The organism is Streptomyces sp. AK08-02, assembly GCF_033795085.1.
GTDB lineage: Bacteria > Actinomycetota > Actinomycetes > Streptomycetales > Streptomycetaceae > Streptomyces > Streptomyces echiniscabiei.
The window spans coordinates 662,935-685,195 of record NZ_JARAZV010000001.1; the positions used below are offsets into that span (position 1 = coordinate 662,935).

Genomic DNA, 22,261 nt, shown 5'->3' on the forward strand with positions numbered 1-22,261 from the left:
TAGTTGTATGAGCGGTGGAAGGGAAGGCCGTGCGGGCGGGAGATCAGCTCCTTCGCCGTTCGATCTCCTCCACCAGCTGCGGCAGCACCTGGAAGAGGTCCCCGACGACGCCGTGGTCGGCGAGCTCGAAGAGGGGAGCGTCGGCGTCCTTGTTGACCACGACGACGGTCTTGGACGTCTGCATGCCCGCCCGGTGCTGGATCGCGCCGGAGATGCCGGCGGCCAGGTAGAGCTGCGGCGAGACCTGCGTACCGGTCTGGCCGACCTGGTGACTGTGGGGATACCAACCCGCGTCCACGGCGGCCCGGGAGGCTCCGACGGCCGCGCCCAGGGCGTCGGCGACCCGCTCGATCACGGCGAAGTCGCCGTTCACGCCCCGGCCGCCGGAGACCACGATGTCGGCCTCGGTCAGCTCGGGGCGGTCGCCGCGCTCCCTCGGTGCGCGGGACAGGATCCGGACGGTGGCGGAGGCCGGGCCGAACTCGATGTCCTGCTTCTCCACGACCGGGGTGACCGGGGCCGGTTCGGGCGCGGCGGCGTTCGGCTTGACCGTGATGACCGGGACGCCTCGGGTGACGCGGGCCGTGACCTGGTGGGTTGCCGCGAACACCGACTGCTCGGTCACCGGGCCGTCCGGTCCGGCGGTGATGTCGACGGCGTCGGTGATGAGCCCGGAGCCGAGTCGGAGCGCGACCCGCGCGGCGGTCTCCCTGCCGTCCGGACCGGACGGCAGCAGGATCGCCGCCGGGCCGGTGCGTTCCGCGATCCGGGTGAGGGCGTCGACCGCCGGGGTGACGAGGTACTCGTCGACCTCGGGAGCGGCCACCACGTAGACCTTGTGGGCGCCGTACCGGCCGAGTGTCTCGGTCGCGGCGTCCGTGCCGACCCCCAGGAACACGGCCGAGGGTTCACCCAACCGGCGTGCCAGGGTGAGGAGTTCGAGGGTCGTCTTGCGTACGGCGCCGTCGCTGTGGTCGACGAGGACGAGGATCTCGGCCATGGTGCCGCACTCCTTTCGGGGTCGGGTCGGGGGAAAGCGGGGGAGGGACGGGGAAGAGTCCGGCGAGGGAGGCCGTGAGTGGCACGGGGGTAGGTCAGGGGCGGCCATGGAGTAGGTCGGGAACGGCCCCTGAACGGGTCAGACGAACTTCTTCGCGGTCAGGAACGCGGCCAGCCCGGTACCGCCGGCTCCCTCGTCGACGGCGATCTCGCCCTTGGTGCGCGGCGGACGCCGGGTCGCGGTGCCGACGGCCGACCGGGCAGCGCTTCGCCCGACCTGTTCGGCGTCGAGCCCGAGGTCGGCGAGGCCGAGGGTCTCCAGCGGCTTCTTCCTCGCGGCCATGATCCCCTTGAAGGAGGGGTAGCGAGCGTCCCCGGAACGGTCGGTCACCGACACCACGGCAGGCAGCGCACCCTGGACGCGCACGGTCGCCGCGTCGCCCTCGCGGCGACCGGTCACCCGGCCGTCCTCGACGGTCAGCTCCTCGACATGGGTGACGGCGGGGACGCCGAGCCGCTCGGCCAGGAGCGCCGGTACGACACCCATGGTGCCGTCCGTCGAGGCCATCCCGCAGAGCACGAGATCGAAGCCGTGCCGCTCGATGGCCCTGGCCAGGACGAGCGACGTACCGAAGGCGTCGCTGCCCTCGATGTCGTCGTCGCTCACATGGATCGCCGAGTCACCGCCCATGGCCAGCGCCTTGCGCAGCGCGTCGCGGGCGTCCTCGGGTCCGACCGTCAGGTAGCTGATCTCGGCGTCGACGTCGTCCGACTCCGCGATCCGCAGGGCCTGTTCGACGGCGTACTCGTCGAGTTCGGACAGGAGTGAGTCGACCGACGCGCGATCGGTGGTGCCGTCCTCGGTGAAGGTGCGGTCCGCCGCGGCGTCGGGCACGTGCTTCACGCAGACAACGATCTTCACGACACCCTCCAGCAGGTTGAATGAGTGTTAATAGTTAACTATATAGATGGGTGAAGCGCGAGACCCCGCTGTGAATCCGTCGAATTGGTTGACTGATTGCGCTGATAGCTGGAAGATCTGGGCACTGAGCCGCGAGGAGGCGCCATGGTCGGTGACAGGGACACCGCTGAGAGGTACTTCGAGCCCCAGGTGGAGACCATGCCCCGCGAGCAGCTGCGGGCGGAGCAGGAGAAACGGGTCCTGGAGCTTGTCGAGTACGCCTACACCAACTCGGCCTTCTACCGTGAACTCTGGGACGCGCACGGGGTCCGTCCGCGCGACATCCGGTCCCTGGGCGACTTCCGCCAACGCGTGCCGTTCATCACCAAGGACATGGTGCGCGCCTACCGGGCCCGTACCGGCGACCCCTTCGGCGGCCTGCTGTGTGTGCCGGTCGAGGAGCTGACCTCGGTCTCCTCCAGTTCGGGCACCACCGGTGACCCGGAGTTCTTCGCCGAGATCTGGCAGGACGCCCCGCCGCTCGTGACCGCGCAGGTACGGGATCTGTGGGAGCTGGGCCTGCGGCCCGGCGACCGGGTGCTGAGTCCGCCCGGCACCTTCCGCAACCTCATGGACCCCGGCTACCAGGCGCTGGGCGCGGTGGTGATCGAGGTCGACACCTGGATGGGGAAGATGCACGAGGTCGTCGAGGCCCTGCGCACCTACCGGCCGGCCTATCTGCAGATGATGTATCCGCAGATGGTGGAGCTGGAGCACCTCGCGGAGAAGACGGACCTCAAGGAGGCGTTCTCCTCCCTCAAGGGTGCCTCCTGCGCGGGGCAGCCCCTCAGCCGCAAGATGCGTGAGCGGATCCGCGACGACTGGGGCATCGACGTCTACGAGTACACCAGCGCCGCCGACACCGGCACCGCCTGGGAGTGCCGTGAGCACGACGGCTTCCACCTCTGGGAGGACACCGTCTTCGCGGAGTGCGTGGAGTTCGGCGCGGACGGCTGGCGCGAGGTCCCCGAGGGCGACCTGGGCGAACTGGTCGCCACCGACCTGGACAACCGGGCCGCGCCGCTGATCCGCTACCGCAGCGAGGACCTGGTCCGGCTGTCCGGCGAGACCTGCGGCTGCGGCCGGACGCACGCCCGGATGTGGGTGGCCGGCCGAAGCGGCGACGAGACGCTCGTCCAGGGGCGTTCGGTGGTGCTGCGGGACATCTGGCAGGCCGTGGAGGAACAGCCGGAAACGGTGGCCGGAGTGTTCCAGATCGTCAGGAACGGCCGTGAGGTCGACGAACTGCGGCTGCGCGTCGGCTACGACCCCGCGCTCACCGGCGACGTCGACGCCCTGGCCGGACGGCTGGGCGAGGCCGTGCGGACCCGGACCGGGGTCGAGCCGGTGCTCGACCTGCGCACCGAGGAGGACCTGTTGAAGACCATGACCAGCGTCGCCAAGTTCCCCCGGGTGGTGAAGAGCTGATGGCCCGCGCCGACACCCTGGCCCGGGCCAGGGCACTCGACCGCCCGGACCTCGCCTACCTCGTACGCTTCCCCGCCGCCGACGGCGCCGGGGAGACGGAACTGACCTGGGCCGAACTCGCCCGGGACACCGACTGGGTCGGCGCACGTCTGCGCGAGCACGGCCTCACCGCCGGGCAGCGGGCGCTGCTGACCATGTCCGGCTTCGAGGGCTTCTGGGGACACGCGGCGATCGGCGCCCTGCGCTCGCTGAAGGTGACGTACGGGATCGCGGAGGCGATGGGCTGGGACCACCGGCGTACCTCGGTCTTCCACCGTGAACTGCGGCCGCACGCGGTGATCGGACTGTCCGCCGAGACCCTGGAGGGCCTTTCCGGAGCCGCCGACCTCGGTGAGCTGTTCCGCCCGACGGCCGTCGTCCTGGCCAGGCCCGCCGCCGTACCGATCCTGCGCGCGGTGGGCGTGCCCGCCTGTCTGTTCTCGCCGCTCGGACCGGCGCTCGCTCTGGAGTGTCCCGAGCGCGCCGGCGCGCACGTCAACGCCGCCGAGTGGCGGATCGGCGAGCGGGACGGGGAGTTGTCCGTGGCGGCGGGGGAGCAGCGGGCATCGCCGCTCGCCGAGACACCGCTGGGTGTCGCGGGTCGCGTCGTCGCCGGCCGGTGCGCCTGCGGCAGCGAGGACCCGAGGGTCCTGTTCGGCGAGGCCGATCAGCTTTCATGAGCGAGGAGTCGAGGATGTCCGAAGGAGTGGTCGACGGCCGTGTCGTGGTCGTCACCGGTGCAGGCAACGGCATCGGCCGGGCGCACGCCCTGGCCTTCGCCGCGCACGGCGCGAAGGTCGTGGTCAACGACCTCGGCGGCGCGCGGGACGGCGGGGGCGGCTCGGCCGGGCCTGCCCAGGCGGTGGTGGACGAGATCGTCGAGGCGGGCGGCGTGGCCGTCGCCAACACGGACGACATCTCCGCCTGGGACGGCGCCGGCAGCCTCGTCAGGCAGGCCGTGGACACCTACGGCGGGCTGGACGTGCTGGTCAACAACGCCGGCATCCTGCGCGACCGGATGATCGTGTCGATGACCGAGCGGGACTGGGACAGCGTCCTCGCCGTCCACCTCAAGGGCAGCTTCGCCACCCTGCACCACGCGGCGGCGTACTGGCGCGAGCGCGCCAAGGCCGGTCACGCCAACGACGCCCGGGTGATCAACACGACGTCCCCGTCCGGCATCTTCGGCAACCCGGGACAGTCCAACTACGGCTCCGCCAAGGCCGGAATCGCGAGCCTCACCGTCATCGCGGCGGCCGAACTCGCCCGCTACGGCGTGACGGTGAACGCCATCGCGCCCACCGCGCTCACCCGGCTGACCGAGGACATCGAGATGATGCGGCGGGCCGCGGAGAACCAGGACCTCACCCCCGAGGCCATCTCACCCCTCGTGGTGTGGCTCGGCTCGGCGGCGTCACGCGAGGTCACCGGCCGGGTCTTCGGCGTCGTCGGCAACCGGATCACCGTACTGGAGGGCTGGGTCAACGGTCCCGGCGCGAGCGCGGAGACCCGGTGGACACCGGAGGAACTGACCTCCGTCGTCCCCAACCTGGTGGCCAAGGCGGCGCCGAACGCCGACGCCCTCGGCAACCGGAACGGAGCATGAGATGACGAAGTCGACGACCACGGACGGGACCAGGTCCGGGCGGCCGGTCGCCGAGGGGCTGTTCACCTGGCCGCCCGCCGCGGACCGGCCCACCCGGCTGATCGGCTCCGAGTGCGCGGACTGCGGCCTGGTGAGCTTCCCGGCCGCCCCGGACTGCGTACGGTGCGCGAGCACCTCGTCGAAGGAACGGCTGCTCGCGGATCGCGGGACGCTGTGGACGTACACCACCCAGGACTTCCGCCCGCCGTCCCCGCCGTACGACGGCCCCGAGGCCTTCGAGCCCTACGCGGTCGGCTACGTCGAACTCCCCGGCGAACTGCTGGTGGAGGCCCGTCTCACCGAACCCGACCCGCGCAGGCTGCGCATCGGCCAGGCCATGCGGCTGACGCTGGTGCCCTACACCGTGCGGGACGACGGCACCGAGGTCGTCACGTTCGCGTTCACGCCGGCCGAGGAACCCGTCGAGTCAGAGGAGGCGACAGCATGACCGAAGCCGTCATCATCGGCGTGGGACTCCACCCCTTCGGGCGGTTCCCCGGGAAGCCGGCACTGGACATGGGCGCGGACGCGGTGCGGCTCGCACTCGCCGACGCCGGAGTGAAGTGGCCGCAGATCCAGGGCGGTTACATCGGCAGTTACGAGGTCGCCAACCCGGACGCGATCGTGGGGCGGCTCGGCCTGACCGGGATCCCGCTGCGCGGGGTCTTCAACGGCTGCGCGACCGCCGGCACGGCCGTCGCACTCGCCGCCCGGGCCATCGAGACCGGTGAGCACGACCTCACCATCGCGATAGGCCTGGACAAACACCCGCGCGGCGCGTTCGCGGCCGATCCGTCCGTGGCGGGCATCCCCTCCTGGTACGGGCAGACCGGGCTGTTCCTCACCACCCACTTCTTCGGCATGAAGATCAACCGCTATATGCACGAGCACGGCATCTCCCACGAGACGCTCGCCCGGGTGGCCTCGAAGAACTTCGGCAACGCGGCGGCGAACGAGAAGGCCTGGCGCCGAACCCCCCTCACCCCGGAGGAGGTTCTGGCGTCCCCGGTCCTCAACCATCCGCTGCGGCAGTTCATGTACTGCGGGCCCAACGAAGGCGCCGCCGCCCTGGTGCTGTGCCGCGCCGACCAGGCACACAAGTACGCCGCCAAGCCCGTCCGCGTCCGCTCCACCGCCCTGCGCAGCCGCAGGCTCGGCGCCTTCGAGGTGCAGAGCCCGTCGTTCCCGGTCGGCGAGGTCGTCGACAGCCCGACCGTGGACGCCTCCCGGGCCGCCTACGAGCTGGCCGGCATCGGACCGGAGGACGTCGACGTCGCCCAGCTCCAGGACACCGACGCCGGTTCCGAGATCATCCACATGGCGGAGAACGGGCTCTGCAAGGACGGCGAGCAGGAACGCCTCATCGCCGAGGGCGCCACCGAGATCGGTGGCCGGCTCCCGGTCAACACCGACGGCGGACTGCTCGGCAACGGAGAACCCATCGGCGCGTCCGGGCTGCGCCAGATCCACGAGATCGTCCTCCAACTGCGCGGCACGGCCGGGGCCCGGCAGATCCCCGGCACGCCCCGCGTCGGCTACACCCACCTGTACGGCGCGCCGGGCGCGTCGGCGGTGACGATCCTCTCCACCTGACAGCGGAGCCAACGCGATGCGACCTCGAGAAGAGCACGACAGCCACGACACGCAGGACATGCGGGACTTCGCCGCCGAAGCGCGCCGCTTCCTCGACGCACGGGCGGTGAAGGCCCCCGACCGCACCGCCGTCGCCTGGGGTGAGGGCGACGACTCGATGGCGTACTTCAGCAGCCTCCCGCCCGACGAGGAGGCGGAGCAGGTGCGGCTGGCGCGCGAGTGGCAGCGCATCCGCCACGAGAACGGCTTCGGCTGGATCACCGGCCCGCCCGAGTACGGCGGCCGAGGTCTGACCCCCGTCCACGACCTGCTCTACGACGCCGTCGAGTCCGAGTACGCCGTCCCCGACACCGGCGTGCTCGGCGTCGTCGGCCTCGGCATGATCGGGCCGACGATCCTTGCCCACGCCCAACCCCACATCAGGGAACGCTGGTTGCCCGCGATGTACCGCGGGGACGCCATCGCCTGCCAGCTGTTCAGCGAACCCGGCGCCGGATCCGACCTGGCGAGCGTGGCGACCCGGGCCGTCCGTGAGGGCGACACCTGGGTGCTCAACGGACAGAAGGTGTGGACGTCGGTCGCCCAGCACAGCGAGATCGGCGTCGCGCTGACCCGCACCGACCCCGACGCGCCCAAACACCGTGGGATCACCGCCTTCCTCGTCCCCATGGACGCTCCCGGCGTCGACGTCCGGCCACTGCGGCAGATGACCGGCGGCGCGGACTTCAACGAGGTCTTCCTCACCGACGTACGCGTCCCCGACGACCACCGCCTCGGCGAGGTCGACGGCGGCTGGACGGTCGCCCTGACCACCCTGATGAACGAGCGGAACACGGTCGGCAGCGAGGGCGCGGGACCGGTGGGGGCCGCCCTGTCCCCGGAGCATCTCTCGGCGCTCATGCGCGCCACCTGGACCTGGGACGACCGGGCCCTGCGCGGACGCCTCGCCGAGCTCCTCGTGGACGCCATGGCCACCGGCTACCTCAACGACCGCGCCCGGCGCACCCTGCGGGCGGGCATCGCCCCCGGACCCGAGAGGTCCGTCTCCAAGCTGCTGTACGGCCAGAACCTCACCCGTGCCGCGCACTTCGTGTCCGACTGCCTCGGCCCGCGGATCATCGCCGACACCGGGCGGTGGGGCACCTACGCCTGGTCGGAACTCCTGCTCGCCACACCGGCGTTGCGCATCCTCGGCGGCACCGAGGAGATCATGAAGAACATCCTCGCGGAGCGCGTCCTCGGCCTGCCCAAGGAACCCGTGGCCCCCCGCGCCGCTGCCAAGGAGGTGCGGTCGTGACCGCCGACGAGAGCGAGCTGCGGCAACTGCGCGCGTCCGTCAGGGAGTTCCTGGACGCCAAGTCGCCCGAGGAGGCCGTGCGCAAGCTCATGGAGAGCGAGCCGCGCTTCGACACCGACGTGTGGGCGCAGGCCGCCGACCAGCTGCGGCTGCCGGGCCTGGTGATCCCTGAGGAGTACGGCGGTGACGGCTTCGGAGCGGTCGAACTCGGCGTCGTCATGGAGGAGATGGGCCGTGCCCTGCTGTGCGCACCCTTCTTCTCCACGGTCGTGCTCGCCGTCCAGGCCCTCCTGGCCTCGGGGGACAGCGAGGCCTGCGCACGCCATCTGCCCGGTATCGCGGACGGGCGGACCACGGCCACCCTCGCCGTCGCCGAGGAGGACGGCTCGTGGGACCCCGCCCTGATCTCCGCGCGCGCCGTTCCGGACGGCGACGGCGGCTGGACGCTGACCGGCCGCAAGTGCTTCGTCATCGACGGAACGACAGCCGACCTGGTCCTCGTCGTCGCCCGCACCGTCGCCGGTCCCTCGCTCTTCGCGGTGGACCGGACGGCCCCGGGCGTGGCGTCCGTGGCGATGGAGACCCTGGACGCCACCCGTGCGATGGCCCGGCTGACCTTCGACGCCGTGGCCGCGACGCCCGTCGGCGTCGAGGGCGCGGGCGGGCGCATCATGGCCAAGGTCCTGGACACGGCCTCGGTCGGGCTGGCCGCCGAACAGGCGGGCGGGGCACGCAGGTGCCTGGAGATGAGCGCCGAGTACGCCCGTACCCGGCATCAGTTCGGCCGGCCGATCGGCTCCTTCCAGGCCGTCAAGCACAAGTGCGCCGACATGCTCGTCCAGGTCGAACTGGCGGAGGCCTCCGCCCGGGAGGCGGCACTGCTGGCCGTCGGCGGGGCCGCGGACTTCCCGGTCGCCGCCGCCGTGGCCCACGCGTGCTGCTCACGGGCGTACATGTTCGCGGCGATGGAGAACATCCAGGTCCACGGCGGCATCGGCTTCACCTGGGAACACCCGGCCCATCTGTACTTCCGGCGCGCCAAGTCCTCGCAGCTGCTGTTCGGGGGACCGGCCGTCTACCACGAGCGACTGCTGGACCGGCTCGGGATCTGAGCCGGATGGAATTCCTGTCGATGTCGGCAAGGAATTCAGGGTGGCGCCCTGGTCCGCAGGCAGGCTTCAGGTCGGCATGTCGTGATTGATGAGCGCATGCCGACAGCTGACTCGTTTGCAACTTCCCTGCGGGCCGCCGGCCTGGAAGTCGGGGCACCAGCAGGACAGACAGGGAAGCCGTCGTTCTGGCCGACAGCCCAGCCGCTGTTCGTCAGTCGTGCTCGGGCGGTTTCCTGGACGCCGCGTATCTGGTCGTCGAATCTGCGGAAGTCGGCCTCGTTCTCTTCGAACGCCTTCCTCTGGGCGTCCGTCAGGTCGTATTGCTGCATGGTGCCCTCCAGAGGTGTGGTTGCGGCGAGCGGATTCTGGGCCTGGCCCCCCGTAACTCCGGCTGCAGCGCTAGCGAAAGTCGTGGGAGGCGAAATGATGACGACAGGTGACACGAGAGCAGAGGCTGGAGTGCCCGGAGCCAGGAGACCTGTAGAAGGGGCAACCGCATTCGGGTACGAAGCAGCGAGTGCCCCCGTCATTGCCGTTGTCCTCTCCCAGGAGTAGCTGACGAGCCTTCTGCTGCACATCTCGAAGACGCCCCGCGGCCTCATCCAGCTCAGCGAAGATTTCATCGCTCTGAGCGTCAGTCAGCGTGGAGTCGGCAGTCACTGGCATCACGACCTTTCCAGTCGGGCGTCGCGACCTCAAAACCGTCTTATTGCTCGACGCCCTACCTTCTAATGTCACACCGCTGCACCGCTGACGCATCCCCTGTCAGCCGTCAATTCGGTTGTGTGCAATGAGTCCGGCCGGGTAGCTGCGGGAATGGCGCTCGTAATGGGGCTGAGTCTGCGGTAGCCGGACAGCGATGACGTCACGTGGATCGAGGATGCGAAGTCGCCCATCTGCCGGGCCCGTCCATGCGACGCCATGCCGACCGCAACCGCCCGGTAGCGTATGGCGCCTCTGTGACGGAGCAAGGCATCAGACGGAGGCCGCCCTCGTATCCGCTGAACTGCGAGAACCCGCAGGTGACGAATCTCCGGAGCCTTTTCCTTGTGTGTCACTCAGCCGCGCGCGGCCTCGCCCAGCAGGGCCTTCGCGATGATGACCTGCTGGACCTGGCTGGTGCCCTCGTAGATTCGGAACAGCCGGGCGTCACGGTAGAAGCGTTCGACGGCGACCCCGCGCATGTAGCCCGCCCCGCCGTGGATCTGGACCGCGCGGTCCGCGACCCGCCAGACCATCTCGCTGGCGAAGTACTTCGTGCAGGACGGGCCGATCTTGGTGTCGGTCCCGGCGTCGAAGGCGCGCGCGGCCTCCAGGACCGTGGCGCGGCCGGCGTAGTAGTCGGTCTGCGAGTCGGCGATCAGGCCCTGCACGAGCTGGAAGGAGCCGATGAGCTTCCCGGACTGCTTGCGGGTGCTCGCGTACGCGACCGACTCGTCCACCAGCCGCTCGGCCATGCCGACCATCAACGCGGAGATGTGGACGCGTCCGTGCGCGATGCAGCCCATCGCCGTGGAGAAGCCCCGGTTGAGTCCGTCCTCACCGCCGACCAGCGCGGCGGCCGGGACGCGTACGTCGTCGAAGTGGACGTCCGCCGTCCAGGCGCCGAACTGGCCCATCTTGTGGTCCCTGGGAGCCACGGTCAGGCCCGGGGTGTCGGCCGGGACCAGGAAGGTGGAGATGCCCCGGGTGCGGGGGGCGTCGGGGTCGGTGCGGGCGAAGACCATGAAGACATCGGCGAGCGGGGCGTTGGTGATGTACCGCTTGGCACCGTTGATCACCCAGGTGTCGCCGTCGAGCCTGGCACGCGTGGTGAGGGTCGACGGGTCGGACCCCGCGTCGGGCTCGGTGAGCGCGAAGGACGCCAGGACGTCGCCCGAGGCGATCCTCGGCAGCCAGTGCGCCTTCTGCTCCTCGGTGCCGCCGACCATCAGGACGTGTCCCGCGATGCCGTTGTTCGTCCCGAACATGGATCGCAACGACGGGGTCGTGTACCCGAGTTCGAACATCAGCTGGGCCTCTTCGTACATCGTCAGACCCAGCCCGCCGTACTCCTCGGGCAGCGCGAATCCGAACAGGCCCATCTTCTTCGCCGCCTCGCGGATGTCCGCGGGCATCTCGTCCTTCTCGTCGATCTCCGCTTCGAGCGGTACGACACGTTCCCGGACGAAACGCCGGACCTCGGACAGCACCGCGCTGAAGTCAGCCGCGTCCATGTCGACTCTCCCTTGTTGCCCTCATCGGTCTCATTGATCTGTCTCGTCAGGCTTCTTCGCGGGCCGGTAGCACAGCGCCAACAGTGCCGCCGCGCTCGCCGTGCCGATCCCGGCCGCCAGCAACGCGTGCCGGCTGCCCGCGTGTTGGCGTCGCATCAGGCCGTCGAGCGAGTACCGGCCGTTGCCCAGGGCAGCCAGTGCGACGGCCGCGCCGCCCACGACACCGGCGTACTCCCAGCCGCCCCTGAAGACGAAGAAGCCCTTGCCCCGATGGTCGGTCCGCGCGGCCACGGTCATCAGGCCGACGGCCGCCGCCGCGGGGAGCGGGTTGGCGGCGCCGAGCGCGATGCCCACCCCGGCGGCCATCTCGGTGCCCGCCGCCATACGGGCGTGCACCTCGGCCGGCTGGAGACCGAGCGCCTCGAACCAGCCCGTGGTGCCCTTGAGCCCACCCGGTCCGGCGACCTTGTTCCAGCCGTGCGCGAAGAGCATCGGGCCGAGGGTCGCGCGCAGCACGAGAGCGGCGGCGTCGTGGCCCTTCACTGGCCGACCCCCGTCGCCCGGCCGACAGGCACGGCGCCGTACAACTGCGGTATGGCGTCGACGAGTTCGTCGTAGGTGAGGGCCTTCCCCGACTGGCTCGGGTGGACGGCGGCGACCGTCCAGCCCTGCAGCCGGTTCAGCCGGTTGCCCTCGATGCGCAGGACCTGGCCGGTCAGCCAGGCCGCGCTGTCGGAGGCCAGGTAGACGACGACACCGGAGGCGTTGGCGGGATCGCGCGGATCGAAGCCCTCGACGGCCTGGAGGGACTCGCCGACGGCCAGCCCGTCCGTCATCCGTGTCGCCGCGATCGGTGAGATGGCGTTCGCGGTGACACCGTACTTGCGCATCTCCAGGGCGGTGAGGACGGTGAGTCCGGCTATTCCGGCCTTCGCCGCCCCGTAGTTGGACTGGCCCTGGTTGCCGAACAGGCCGGTTCCGGACGTCGTGTTGATCACGCGGCCCGCGACTCGCTCACCCTGCTTCGACGCCTCACGCCAGTACGCGCACGCATGCCGGGTCAGCGCGAAGGTGCCCTTCAGATGCACCGCGATGACGGTGTCGAACTCGGCCTCGGTCATCGAGAACAGCATGCGGTCGCGCACGATGCCCGCGTTGTTCACGACGATGTCGAGGCGGCCGAACTCGGCGACGGTGTCCGCGACCATGGTCTCGGTCGCCGCCCAGTCCGTCACCGAGGAGTGGTTGGCGATCGCCCGGCCGCCGAGCTTGGTGATCTCGGCGACGACCTCGTCGGCGGGGGAGTCGCCGGTCTGCTCGCCGTGTATGCCCGAGCCGAGATCGTTCACGACCACGGTCGCGCCGGCCTCGGCGAGCGCCAGACAGTGCGCCCGGCCAAGCCCTCTGCCGCCGCCGGTGACGATGGCGACCTTGTCGTCGAGGATGCCCACGCCGTACCTCCAGATGTAAGAGTCAGTTGAGTTCGCGGAGCACTTCGTCGGTGTGTTCGCCGAGCGTCGGTGCGCCGGTACGCGGCTTGTCGTCCACGCCCCAGAAACTCACCGGCGTGGCCACCGTCCGCAACGGCGGCCCCTCGCCCATACCGGGCTGCTCGACGAACGCCCCCACGGCCTCCGCCTGTGGATCGGCGGACACTTCCGCCAGGGTCTGCACGGGCGCCCACCACACGCCCTCGGCATCGAACCGGGCCGCCCACTCGGCCAGCGGCAGCCTTCCGAATTCCTCGTCGAACACGGCGATCAGTTCGCGTACGTGGCCACGGCGGGCCCTGCCGGTCGCGAACCGCTCGTCCGTCTCCAGGTCCGGGCGGCCGAGCGCCTTGATCACGCCGGGCCAGTGCCGGTTGCCCTCCAGACCGACCAGCCAGAACCAGCGGTCGTCGGCGGCCCGGTAGGAGTTGTAGAGCGGGGACTCGTGCTCGCTCCGGTGCCGGGTACGGCCGCGCTTGCCGAAGAAGTTCTGCAGCGCGAGGTCGTTGCCGTTGGCGTACGTCCCGGACCGGAGCAGCGACACGTCCACCACGCCGCCCTCGCCGGTGCGTTCGCGGCGCAGCAGGGCGGCCAGCACTCCAGCAACCAGGTTGGAGGCGGCGGTGCGGTCGCCGAGTCCGGGGCGGATTCCGGGGGGTGGCTCACCGGCGGGGTTGAGCATCCCGGCGATGCCGGGGCGGGCCCAGAAGGCGGAGACGTCGTACCCGGCCCGGTCACGTTCCTCTCCCGTCCAGCCGTAGCCCGTCAACGTGCCGACGACCAGGCGGGGATGGCGGGCCCGCAGGTCGTCCGGGGCAAGTCCCAGCCGCTCCAGCGCGCCGGGGCGGAGGTTGGTGACGAAGACGTCGGCGCGTTCCAGCAGCCGCTCCAGTGCGTCCTTGCCGTCCGGCGAGCGCAGGTCGAGGACGATCCCGCGTTTGCCCCGGTTGTCCGTCTCGAACGGCGGCTCGCTGTCGATCTCCTGACCGACGTGCTTGAGCGTGTACCGGTTGGGGTCGCCGGTCGGCGCCTCCACCTTGATCACGTCCGCGCCCCAGTCGGCCAGCATGGTGGCCGCGGCCGGAGCCGCCACCCACATGCCCAGCTCGATGACGGAAACGCCTTCCAAAGGCCGCACGGCCCACCTCCACAGCTGTCGGGGACGGTTCGCTACACACCGCGGAACTCGCCCGGGCGGCGATCCCGGAAGGCCTTGAGCCCCTCGGCCCGGTCCTCGGTCGAGAACAGCACCGTGACGGTCTCCCGCTCGTAGGCGATCGCCGTCTCCAGGTCCATGCCGAGCCCGTGGTCGATCAGCCGCTTGCCCGCGGCGAGCGCGAGCGGCGCGCCGGCGGCCAGGCCGACGGCCAGCTTCTCGGCGGCGGCGAGCGCTCCGCCGGGTTCGGCGAGTTCGTTGACCAGGCCGAGCTGCCAGGCGCGCTCCGCGTCGATCGGTTCGCCGGTCAGGATCATCTGCTTGGCGATCGCCGGTGGCAGCAGGCGCGGGAGCCGCTGGGTACCGCCCGCGCCCGGCAGGACGCCCAGTTTCATCTCGGGCAGCCCGAGGCGCGTACCGCGTTCCGCCACCCGCAGGTCGCAGGCGAGCGCCAGCTCCAGACCGCCGCCGTACGCGAATCCGTGGACGGCGGCGACCGAGGGTTTCGGGAAGTTCTCCAGAAGCGCGTACGCGTCCGTCAGGCGCCCCACGAACGCACGGAACTGTCCGGGTGCGGTGCACGACTCGATCTCCCCGATGTCGGCGCCGGCCGAGAAGGCCCGGCCCGCTCCGGCCAGCACCACGGCGCGTACGTCGTCGTTGTCGCGGAGGTCGTGCAGGGCCCACGTGAGCCGTTCCACGATCCCGGTGCCGACGGCGTTGAGCCGTTCCGGTCGGTCCAGGGTCAACACGGCGATCTGGTCGCGGAGTTCGACACGCAACATGGAACCCACCTCACACCATCGTCAGGCCGCCGCTGACCGAGAGTGTCTGCCCGGTCACGTAGGCGGCGTCGTCGGAGGCGAGGAAGGCGACCACACCGGCGATCTCGGCGGGCCGGGCGACACGGCGCAGCGGGATGGCCCGCACGGTCGCGTCGTACATCTTCTGGCTGTACTCGGCGACCTGCCCGAGCAGCGCGGTGTCGGTCGGTCCGGGGCAGACGCTGTTCACGGTGATGCCGTACCGGGCGACCTCGCGGGCGAGGGCCTTGCCGAAGGCGATGACGCCACCCTTCGTCGCGGAGTACACGACCTCGCCGGACGAGCCGACCCGGCCGGCGTCCGAGGCGATGTGGACGATCCGGCCGCCGCCGCGCTCGATCATCGGGTCGAGCACCGCCCGAGTCACCGTGATCGTCCCGCGCAGGTTGATTGCGATGATCCGGTCCCAGGTCTCCTCGTCGCTGTCGACGAACCGGCCGATGACGTCGACGGCCGCGTTGTTGACCAGCACGTCCACCGGTCCGAGTTCAGCGCGCACCCGCTCCACCGCCGCGCGTACGGCAGCCCCGTCGGAGATGTCCGCGCCGACTCCGATCGCCCGTACCCCGTGCCGCTCGGCAAGCCCGGCCGCGACCTTTCCGGCGGCCTCCGCGTCCACGTCACAGACGGCGACCGAGGCTCCGGCGGCGGCCAGAGCGTCGGCGATCGCCTCGCCGATGCCCCGCCCGGCTCCGGTGACCAGCGCCACCTTGTCCCGTACGCTCACGCGTCCTCCCTCGCCCAGGTCCAGAAACAGCGCTATCGTATAACTACTTCAGCTGAATAAGCGAGATGCAGACCGTGTGGGATGCAGGAGTGGAGCCGAGGATGCACCGTACGATCTTCACCGAGGAGCACGACCTGTTCCGCGAGACCGCCCGCGCCTACTACCTGCGGGAATGCGTCCCGTACACCGAGGAGTGGGAGCGCGAGGGGCAGGTGAGCCGCGCCGCGTGGGCCGCCGCGGGCAAGGCCGGGCTCATCGGCTGGGAGTTCCCCGAGGAGTACGGCGGCCAGGGGATCCGGGACTTCCGCTACAACGCGATCATGGCGGAGGAGATGGCGGCCGCGGGCGCGGTCGGCATCGGCCTCGGGCTGCAGAACGACGTCATCCCGCCCTATCTGATGAACCTCACCACCCCGCGGCAGAAGGCCCGTTGGCTGCCGGGCGTGATCAGCGGCGAGACGATCTGCGCGCTCGCGCTGTCCGAGCCGGCCGCCGGATCCGACCTCAAGGGCATCCGCACCACCGCCCGCAGGGACGGCGACGAGTGGGTGATCGACGGCTCCAAGACCTTCATCACCAACGGCATCCTGGCCGACCTGGTCATCGTCGCCTGCAAGACCGACCCGGACGCCGGGCACAAGGGCATCAGTCTGATCGTCGTGGAACGCGGCACCGAGGGCTTCGAACGCGGACGCAAGCTCGACAAGGTCGGCATGAAGGCCCAGGACACCGCCGAACTCTTCTTCCGTGAGGTCCGTGTCCCCGCCGACAACCTCATCGGCCAGGAGGGGCGCGGTTTCTACCACATGATGGGCAACCTCCCGACCGAGCGGCTCGCCATCGCCGTGGCCGCCCTCGCCTCCGCCGAGCGGGCCTTCGACTGCGCCCTGCGGTACGCCAAGGACCGCACCGCCTTCGGTCGGCCCATCGGCGGATTCCAGGCCAACCGGTTCGCCCTCGCCGACATCAAGGCCAGGCTGCAGGTCGCCCGGGTCCATCTGGACGGCTGCATCATGGCCCTGTTCGAGGGGGAGCTGACAGCCGAGGAGGCCGCCGCGGCCAAGTACTGGACCACGGAGACCGGGTGGGAGGTCATCGACCGCTGTATGCAGCTCTTCGGCGGCTACGGCTATGTGAACGAGTACGAGATCGCCCGGATCTGGCGCGACAGCCGGGTGCAGCGGGTGTTCGGCGGCACCTCGGAGATCATGCAGGAGATCGTCGGGCGGTCGCTGGGGCTGTGAAGAGCGGTGAGTGTTCAGCATTGATTGGTTCGGCTAAATAGGTTATCTATTTAAGCTGTACGGATCCGAGAGTACCGGGCTCCAGGAGGCATCGTGGTCACGGTCGACGTGAAACTGCACCAGGATCGTGCCGAGCGTGACCTGCCGCGTCCCCGGCTCGTCATCGGGGGCAAGGATCTCCACGAAACGAGCGGCGGCAGTTACGAGCACATCAATCCCGCCACCGGGCTCGTCCAGGCCCATGTCCCGCTCGCCGGGCCCACCGAGGTCGACCAGGCCGTGGCCGCCGCCCGTCAGGCCTTCGAGGTGTGGGGGAGCATGCGGCCCGCCGAGCGCCGCCGCCTGCTCACCCGCTTCGCCGGACTGCTGCGCGACCACATCCCCGACTTCGCGGCGATCTGCCCCCTGGAGAACGGCGTCTGCATCGGCGGCTGGGCCGAGAACGTCGGACTCCACGTCGCCGAGTGGACCGAGTACTACGCCGGCTGGGCGGACAAGATCGAGGGCATGGTCGGCGCCGCCTGCAGCCCGCACGAGAACGTCGAGTACACGATCGCCGAGCCCTACGGCGTCATCGGCCACATCATCACCTGGAACTCGCCCGCCCTGTCCCTGGCGATGAAGGTCCCGCCCTCGCTCGCGGCAGGCAACACCGTCGTCATCAAACCGGCCGAGTCCACCCCGTTCTCCGCCCTGCTCTTCGCCGACCTGGCCCGCGAGGCCGGCATCCCCGACGGCGTCATCAACGTCGTCACCGGACTCGGTGACGCGGGAGAGGCCCTGGTCGCGCACCCCGGCGTCGACAAGATCTCCTTCACGGGCGGCCCCGCCACCGCACGCCGCATCATGGCGACCGCCGCCCGGAGCCTCAAGCCCGTCCTGTTCGAGCTGGGCGGCAAGTCCGCCAACCTCCTCTTCGCCGACACCGACCTCGACACGGTCGTGCCGTACTGCGCGGCCTTCGCCATGAGCAACACCGGGCAGGGCTGTGCACTGCCCACCCGGCTGCTGGTCGAGCGCCCGATCTACGAAGAGGTCGTCGCCCGCGTCACCGCGGTCGTCGCCCACCTGCCCGTGGGCGACCCGCTCGACCCGGCGACGTACATCGGACCCCTCATCGACGAAGCTGCCCGCAACCGTGTCCGGGACATGGTCGGCAAGGCGGTCGAGGATCGTGCGGGCCGGCTCGTGTACGGCGGCGAGCGCATCGACTCCGACGGCTGGTTCGTGACGCCGACCGTCTTCGCGGACGTCGACAACCGCAGCGACCTCGCCCAGCAGGAGGTCTTCGGCCCGGTCCTGGCCATCACCCCGTTCGACACCGAGGACCAGGCCGTCGCCCTGGCCAACGACAGCGAGTACGGCCTGTCCGCCTACATCCAGTCCCGCGACATCGGCCGCGTCAACCGACTGGTGCCGCGCCTGAAGGCCGGGACGGTCTACGTCAACCCCGGGCCGAATCCCATCACTTCACCTGCCACACCGTTCGGCGGCGTCGGCATGAGCGGGTTCGGGCGGGAAGGCGGCAAGGCCGGTCTGGACGAGTTCGTCAACGTCAAGGGTGTGGGTATCGGCCGCGTCTGACGGCCCCCACCTCTCCCAAGCCCCTGGAGCCAACAGTATGCATTCCGCCCGTCGCCTGACGTTCGGCGACCTCATCCGTGAGCACCGACGGTCCTTTCCCGACGGCGTCGCCCTCGTCGACGGCGACGTCCGGCTGACCTGGCCCCAGCTGGACGAGCGCACCAACCGACTCGCAGGCGCCCTCACGGACGCGGGCGTCGGCTCCGGCGACCGCATCCTGTGGCTGGGCCAGAACTCCTTCCGGATCTGGGAGCTGCTCGGCGCCGCCGCGAAGATCGGTGCCATGGTCTGCCCCGGCTACTGGCGCTGGGCAGCCCCCGAAATGGCGTTCGCGGTCGAGGACTTCGACCCCAGGGTCGTCGTCTGGCAGGACGAGGAGATCGGTGACACGGTCGCCAAAGCGCGGGCCGAACTCGGCAGCGACACCCGGGCGTTGTGGCTGCGTCACGACTCCGAGGGCGCCGACTCCTACGAGTCCTTCCTGGCCTCCGGGTCACCGGAGAACCCCGACGCCGAGGTGGACCCCGACTCCGCCCTGCTGGTCATCTACACCGCGGCGATCTCCGGACGGCAGTCCGGCTCGATGCTGTCGCACCGCAACCTCCTCTCCATGGGGGCGAGCGCCGCCTGGATGGGGGACATCGGCACGGAGACCTCCTTCCTCGGCGCCGGACCGATGTTCCACATCGGCAACTACCAGTTCTGGGGTGTCCCGGCCTTCGTCCACGGCGGCAAGAACGTCGTCGTCCGACGCGTGGTCGCCGAGGAACTGCTCCCGCTCCTCGCGGCGGAGCGGTGCACCCACGCCTATCTGATGCCGCCGACCATCGCGCGACTCGTCGAGCTGAACCGCGAGGCCGGACACGACCTCTCGCACCTGCGAGCGAGCGTCGCCGCACCCCTGTGGCAGGGCACCGTGCCCACCGACACCAGCCGCTTCACCCGCAACGGGGGCGGCGAGGGCCGAGGCTACGGGCAGACCGAGGTGACCGGCTTCGCCGTGACCGCCGCCCACGGCGGCGCGGGCGCCGGCAACGCGGGACGCCCCGGCCCCTTCACCGCCGTACGCGTCCTGGACGGCGCCGGTGAGGAGTGCGCGGCCGGGGTGGCCGGCGAGATCTGCGTCCGCGGCGACCTCGTACACCTCGGCTACTGGAACCGGCCTGAGATCAACGAGGAACGCTTCCGCTTCGGCTGGTGGCACACCACCGACCTCGGACGGCGCGAGAGCGACGGCACGATCAGCTTCCTCGGGACGACGACCCGCATGCTCAAGTCGGCGGCCGAGAACATCTTCCCCGCCGAGGTCGAGAACTGCATCGAAGCGCACCCCGCGGTCAAGGAGGCCGCCGTGATCGGCGTGCCCAACGAGCGCTGGGCGCAGGACGTCAAGGCGGTCGTCGTGCTGCGGCCCGACGCCGGGCCGGTGACGGCGGCGGACGTCATCGAGCACTGCCGGGCCCGGATCGCCTCGTACAAGAAGCCGAAGACGGTGGACTTCGTCGAGGCGCTGCCGCGCACCAAGGACTTCGCGAAGGACTACGAGGCCCTCGACGAGTGCTTCGGCGGGGGCGGCTACCCCGGCGGCGACACACTCGGCGCGGGCCGGTGACACGGTGACGGACAGCCGACAGCCCGTCGTCGCGGGCGTGTACGCCACCGAGCAGGCCCTGTCACTGCCACACCGCGACGCCATGGACCTGGCCCTCGAAGCCGTGAGTGGAGCGATCGACGACGCCGGACTGACCCCGGGTGACATCGACGGCGCCCAGGTCGACTGGCCCGGCCCGGGCGGCGTGCCCGGCGAGGGCAGCTCCTGGGCACGGATGCTCGGCCGGGACCTGCGCTGGACCAGCGACTCGATGCTCGACAACGCGGGCTCGCGAGGCCTGCTGAAAGCGGCGGCAGCCGTCCGGGCCGGGTTCGCGGACACCGTGGTGGTCGGCGGCTGCAAACTGGTCGCGCGCGGGGCGGGCCCGGTCGGGGCCGGGACGCCGCTGGAGTTCGCCGACGTGTGGGGCAGCTATGTCGTCGCCCAGTTCGCGCTGGTGGCCGCACGGCACATGCACGAGTACGGCACGACCCCCCGCCAGCTCGCGGAGGTCGCCGCCACCATCCGCAACAACGGCACCACCAACCCGGAGGCGATGATGTTCGGGCGCGGCCCGTACACCGCCGAGGACGTACTCGCCTCCCGCACGGTGGCCACGCCGTTCCATCTGCTGGACTGCTGCATCGTCGGTGAGGGCGGCGCGGCCCTCGTGGTGACCACCGCCGAACGCGCCCGCGACCTGCCGCACCCGCCCGTCGCCGTGCTCGGCGGCGGCATGGAGTACCACCAGGCCGCGTACGCCAACCCGGCGCTGCACCGGGAGGTCGGCGGGCTCGGCCGGGACGCCGCCACCCGCGCCTACGCGATGGCCGACGTCAGCCCGCACGACGTGGACGTCTTCTCCCTCTACGACCCCAACTCCTTCGAGATCATCCGGCAGTTGGAGATCCTCGGACTGTGCGGGGAGGGAGAGGGCGGCCCGCTGGCCGCGAGCGGGGCCATCGCCGTCGGCGGCAGGCATCCCGTCAACCCGGACGGCGGCTGTCTGGCGTACGCCTGGAACGGGACCCAGCAGATGACCCTCAAAGTCGTCGAAGCCGTACGGCAGTTGCGCGGCACGGCGGTGCATCAGATCCAGGGCGCGGAACTCGCGGTCGTCGGGAACGCCGGCTCGGGTGCCCAGCACTACGAGATGAGCGTCCTCGGGAGGATGCGATGAGCAGGCCCGTACCCGTGCCCACCGAGCTGTCCCGGCCCTTCTGGGACGCGGCCCGGCGTGGTGAGCTGGTCGTGCCCCGGTGCCCGACCTGCGGACTGCGGTTCTTCGTGCCCGAGCCCGCCTGCCCCGGCTGTATGTCGCGGGACTGGCGGTACGCGCCCAGCGCGGGCCGGGGGAGCGTCTACTCGGTGACCGTCGTGCACCGCGCGCCGGGCCCCGGCTTCGACACCCCCTTCGCACTGGCCGTGATCGACCTGGACGACGGGGGCACCCTGCTCTCGCACGTGGACGCCGGGGACCCCGACGACGTCGTCGTCGGGATGCGCGTCCGCGTGGACTTCCGCGCCCTCACCGACGAGATCGCGCTGCCGTATTTCGTACCGGAGAACCCGGAGAACACTCACTGAGGGCGGAGGTGGACACGGTGGCGAACACGCCGGTACGGGTCCCCAAGATGGCCGAGCTGGTGGCGGCACGGTTGCGCCGGATGATCGTGCGCGGCGAACTCGCCGAGGGCGACGCGCTGCCCTCCGAGACGGCGCTCATGGAGGAGTTCGCCGTCTCCCGGCCGACGCTGCGCGAGGCGTTCCGGGTACTGGAGTCGGAGTCGCTGATCAACGTGCGCCGGGGCGCCCGGGGCGGGGCCCGGGTGCAGATCCCGGAGGGTACGGTCGCCGCCCGTTACGCGGGCGTGGTGCTGGAGTACCGGGGGACGACGCTCAAGGACGTGTACGACGCCCGTACGGTGATCGAGGCGCCGTGCGCCGGGCTGCTGGCCGAGCAGCGCACGGACGAGGACCTGGAGCGGCTGCGGGCCGCCGTCGCCGAGGCCGAGGCGCTCATGGACGACCCGTCGGCCTTCATCCGCGCCCATATGGAGTTCCACGCCCTCGTCGTCGAACTGGCGGGCAACGAGACGCTCGCCGTCCTCAACGGCATGGTCCGGCACATCATCGACCAGGCGAACTGGTCCCACGTCGACCTCGACGCCGGCAGCCCCGAGAACGTCCGGGCCAACCGCCGGGGCTTCCGCGCCCACGGCGCGCTCGTCGACCTGGTCGCCGCGCGCCAGGGCGAGGCCGCCGAGGAACTGTGGCGCGTCCACCTCCAGGAGGCGGAGGACTACCTGCTGCGAAGCAGGTCCATGACGACGGTCCTGGACCTGCTCGGCTGAC

General features: G+C 70.8%; 21 protein-coding genes. 13 read left to right on the forward strand and 8 right to left on the reverse strand.

All coding sequences use genetic code 11. The features are described from left to right. Positions 1–43 precede the first annotated feature (43 nt). Both PV734_RS02950 and PV734_RS02955 read right to left on the reverse strand, forming a co-directional pair. The gene (locus tag PV734_RS02950; protein WP_319288678.1) at positions 44–1,000 is read right to left on the reverse strand and encodes an electron transfer flavoprotein subunit alpha/FixB family protein; all 957 of its coding nucleotides are present in this window, start codon (positions 998–1,000) and stop codon (positions 44–46) included. A 138-nt stretch (positions 1,001–1,138) separates the two neighbouring features. After that, positions 1,139–1,903 carry an electron transfer flavoprotein subunit beta/FixA family protein gene (locus PV734_RS02955; RefSeq protein WP_319288772.1) on the reverse strand — a complete coding sequence of 255 codons (765 nt, stop codon included), beginning with the start codon at positions 1,901–1,903 and terminating at the stop codon, positions 1,139–1,141. 162 nt (positions 1,904–2,065) lie between these two features. On the opposite strand from PV734_RS02955, the gene PV734_RS02960 reads away from it, so the two are divergent. From PV734_RS02960 to PV734_RS02990, 7 genes are read left to right on the forward strand one after another with little or no spacing between them, the layout of a single operon-like run. Beyond that, complete coding sequence (locus PV734_RS02960; protein ID WP_319288679.1) at positions 2,066–3,388, forward strand: phenylacetate--CoA ligase family protein; 1,323 nt, start codon at positions 2,066–2,068, stop codon at positions 3,386–3,388. Continuing rightward, positions 3,388–4,107 carry a hypothetical protein gene (locus tag PV734_RS02965; RefSeq protein WP_319091904.1) on the forward strand — a complete coding sequence of 240 codons (720 nt, stop codon included), beginning with the start codon at positions 3,388–3,390 and terminating at the stop codon, positions 4,105–4,107. The genes PV734_RS02960 and PV734_RS02965 overlap by 1 nt, the downstream gene beginning before the upstream one ends. 14 nt (positions 4,108–4,121) lie before the next feature. After that, the gene (locus PV734_RS02970; protein ID WP_319091905.1) at positions 4,122–5,033 is read left to right on the forward strand and encodes an SDR family oxidoreductase; all 912 of its coding nucleotides are present in this window, start codon (positions 4,122–4,124) and stop codon (positions 5,031–5,033) included. Position 5,034: 1 nt separating this feature from the next. After that, a complete protein-coding gene (locus tag PV734_RS02975; protein WP_319091906.1) occupies positions 5,035–5,520 on the forward strand; it encodes a Zn-ribbon domain-containing OB-fold protein in 486 nt (161 codons plus the stop codon). Continuing rightward, entirely contained in the window at positions 5,517–6,665 is a 1,149-nt protein-coding gene (locus tag PV734_RS02980) for a thiolase family protein (protein WP_319091907.1), read from the forward strand. The genes PV734_RS02975 and PV734_RS02980 overlap by 4 nt, the downstream gene beginning before the upstream one ends. A 16-nt stretch (positions 6,666–6,681) precedes the next feature. Continuing rightward, positions 6,682–7,962 (forward strand): acyl-CoA dehydrogenase family protein, encoded by a 1,281-nt coding sequence (locus PV734_RS02985; protein ID WP_319091908.1) that lies wholly within the window; start codon positions 6,682–6,684, stop codon positions 7,960–7,962. Further along, the gene (locus PV734_RS02990; RefSeq protein WP_319288680.1) at positions 7,959–9,074 is read left to right on the forward strand and encodes an acyl-CoA dehydrogenase family protein; all 1,116 of its coding nucleotides are present in this window, start codon (positions 7,959–7,961) and stop codon (positions 9,072–9,074) included. The genes PV734_RS02985 and PV734_RS02990 overlap by 4 nt, the downstream gene beginning before the upstream one ends. A 1,058-nt stretch (positions 9,075–10,132) precedes the next feature. Here PV734_RS02990 and PV734_RS02995 read toward each other — a convergent pair. Genes PV734_RS02995 through PV734_RS03020 form a run of 6 tightly spaced genes read right to left on the reverse strand, consistent with a single transcriptional unit; the run spans position 10,133 to position 15,487 of the window. Continuing rightward, on the reverse strand, positions 10,133–11,290 hold the full coding sequence (locus PV734_RS02995; protein ID WP_319091911.1) for an acyl-CoA dehydrogenase family protein: 1,158 nt from the start codon (positions 11,288–11,290) through the stop codon (positions 10,133–10,135). 30 nt (positions 11,291–11,320) lie between these two features. After that, complete coding sequence (locus PV734_RS03000; RefSeq protein WP_319091912.1) at positions 11,321–11,833, reverse strand: DoxX family protein; 513 nt, start codon at positions 11,831–11,833, stop codon at positions 11,321–11,323. Continuing rightward, complete coding sequence (locus tag PV734_RS03005; protein ID WP_319091913.1) at positions 11,830–12,741, reverse strand: SDR family NAD(P)-dependent oxidoreductase; 912 nt, start codon at positions 12,739–12,741, stop codon at positions 11,830–11,832. Before PV734_RS03005 ends, PV734_RS03000 begins: the two co-directional genes overlap by 4 nt. A 22-nt stretch (positions 12,742–12,763) precedes the next feature. Next, positions 12,764–13,918, reverse strand: coding sequence for a CoA transferase (locus PV734_RS03010; RefSeq protein ID WP_319091914.1), 1,155 nt, complete (start codon positions 13,916–13,918; stop codon positions 12,764–12,766). Between the two features lie 32 nt (positions 13,919–13,950). Further along, the gene (locus PV734_RS03015) at positions 13,951–14,721 is read right to left on the reverse strand and encodes an enoyl-CoA hydratase/isomerase family protein (RefSeq protein ID WP_319091915.1); all 771 of its coding nucleotides are present in this window, start codon (positions 14,719–14,721) and stop codon (positions 13,951–13,953) included. Positions 14,722–14,731: 10 nt separating this feature from the next. Beyond that, positions 14,732–15,487: a glucose 1-dehydrogenase gene (locus PV734_RS03020; RefSeq protein WP_319091916.1), complete on the reverse strand. Its 756-nt coding sequence runs from the start codon at positions 15,485–15,487 to the stop codon at positions 14,732–14,734. A 101-nt stretch (positions 15,488–15,588) separates the two neighbouring features. On the opposite strand from PV734_RS03020, the gene PV734_RS03025 reads away from it, so the two are divergent. From PV734_RS03025 to PV734_RS03050, 6 genes are all read left to right on the forward strand, one after another. Beyond that, positions 15,589–16,731 carry an acyl-CoA dehydrogenase family protein gene (locus tag PV734_RS03025; RefSeq protein ID WP_319288681.1) on the forward strand — a complete coding sequence of 381 codons (1,143 nt, stop codon included), beginning with the start codon at positions 15,589–15,591 and terminating at the stop codon, positions 16,729–16,731. A gap of 93 nt (positions 16,732–16,824) precedes the next feature. Beyond that, positions 16,825–18,315, forward strand: a complete 1,491-nt coding sequence (locus tag PV734_RS03030) for an aldehyde dehydrogenase family protein (protein WP_319288682.1) — start codon at positions 16,825–16,827, stop codon at positions 18,313–18,315. A gap of 37 nt (positions 18,316–18,352) precedes the next feature. Further along, complete coding sequence (locus PV734_RS03035) at positions 18,353–19,927, forward strand: AMP-binding protein (RefSeq protein ID WP_319288683.1); 1,575 nt, start codon at positions 18,353–18,355, stop codon at positions 19,925–19,927. 4 nt (positions 19,928–19,931) lie between these two features. Beyond that, positions 19,932–21,086, forward strand: a complete 1,155-nt coding sequence (locus PV734_RS03040) for a thiolase family protein (protein WP_319091920.1) — start codon at positions 19,932–19,934, stop codon at positions 21,084–21,086. Then, positions 21,083–21,493, forward strand: a complete 411-nt coding sequence (locus tag PV734_RS03045) for a Zn-ribbon domain-containing OB-fold protein (protein WP_319091921.1) — start codon at positions 21,083–21,085, stop codon at positions 21,491–21,493. The genes PV734_RS03040 and PV734_RS03045 overlap by 4 nt, the downstream gene beginning before the upstream one ends. 17 nt (positions 21,494–21,510) lie before the next feature. After that, positions 21,511–22,260 (forward strand): FadR/GntR family transcriptional regulator, encoded by a 750-nt coding sequence (locus tag PV734_RS03050; protein ID WP_319091922.1) that lies wholly within the window; start codon positions 21,511–21,513, stop codon positions 22,258–22,260. Position 22,261 lies beyond the last annotated feature (1 nt).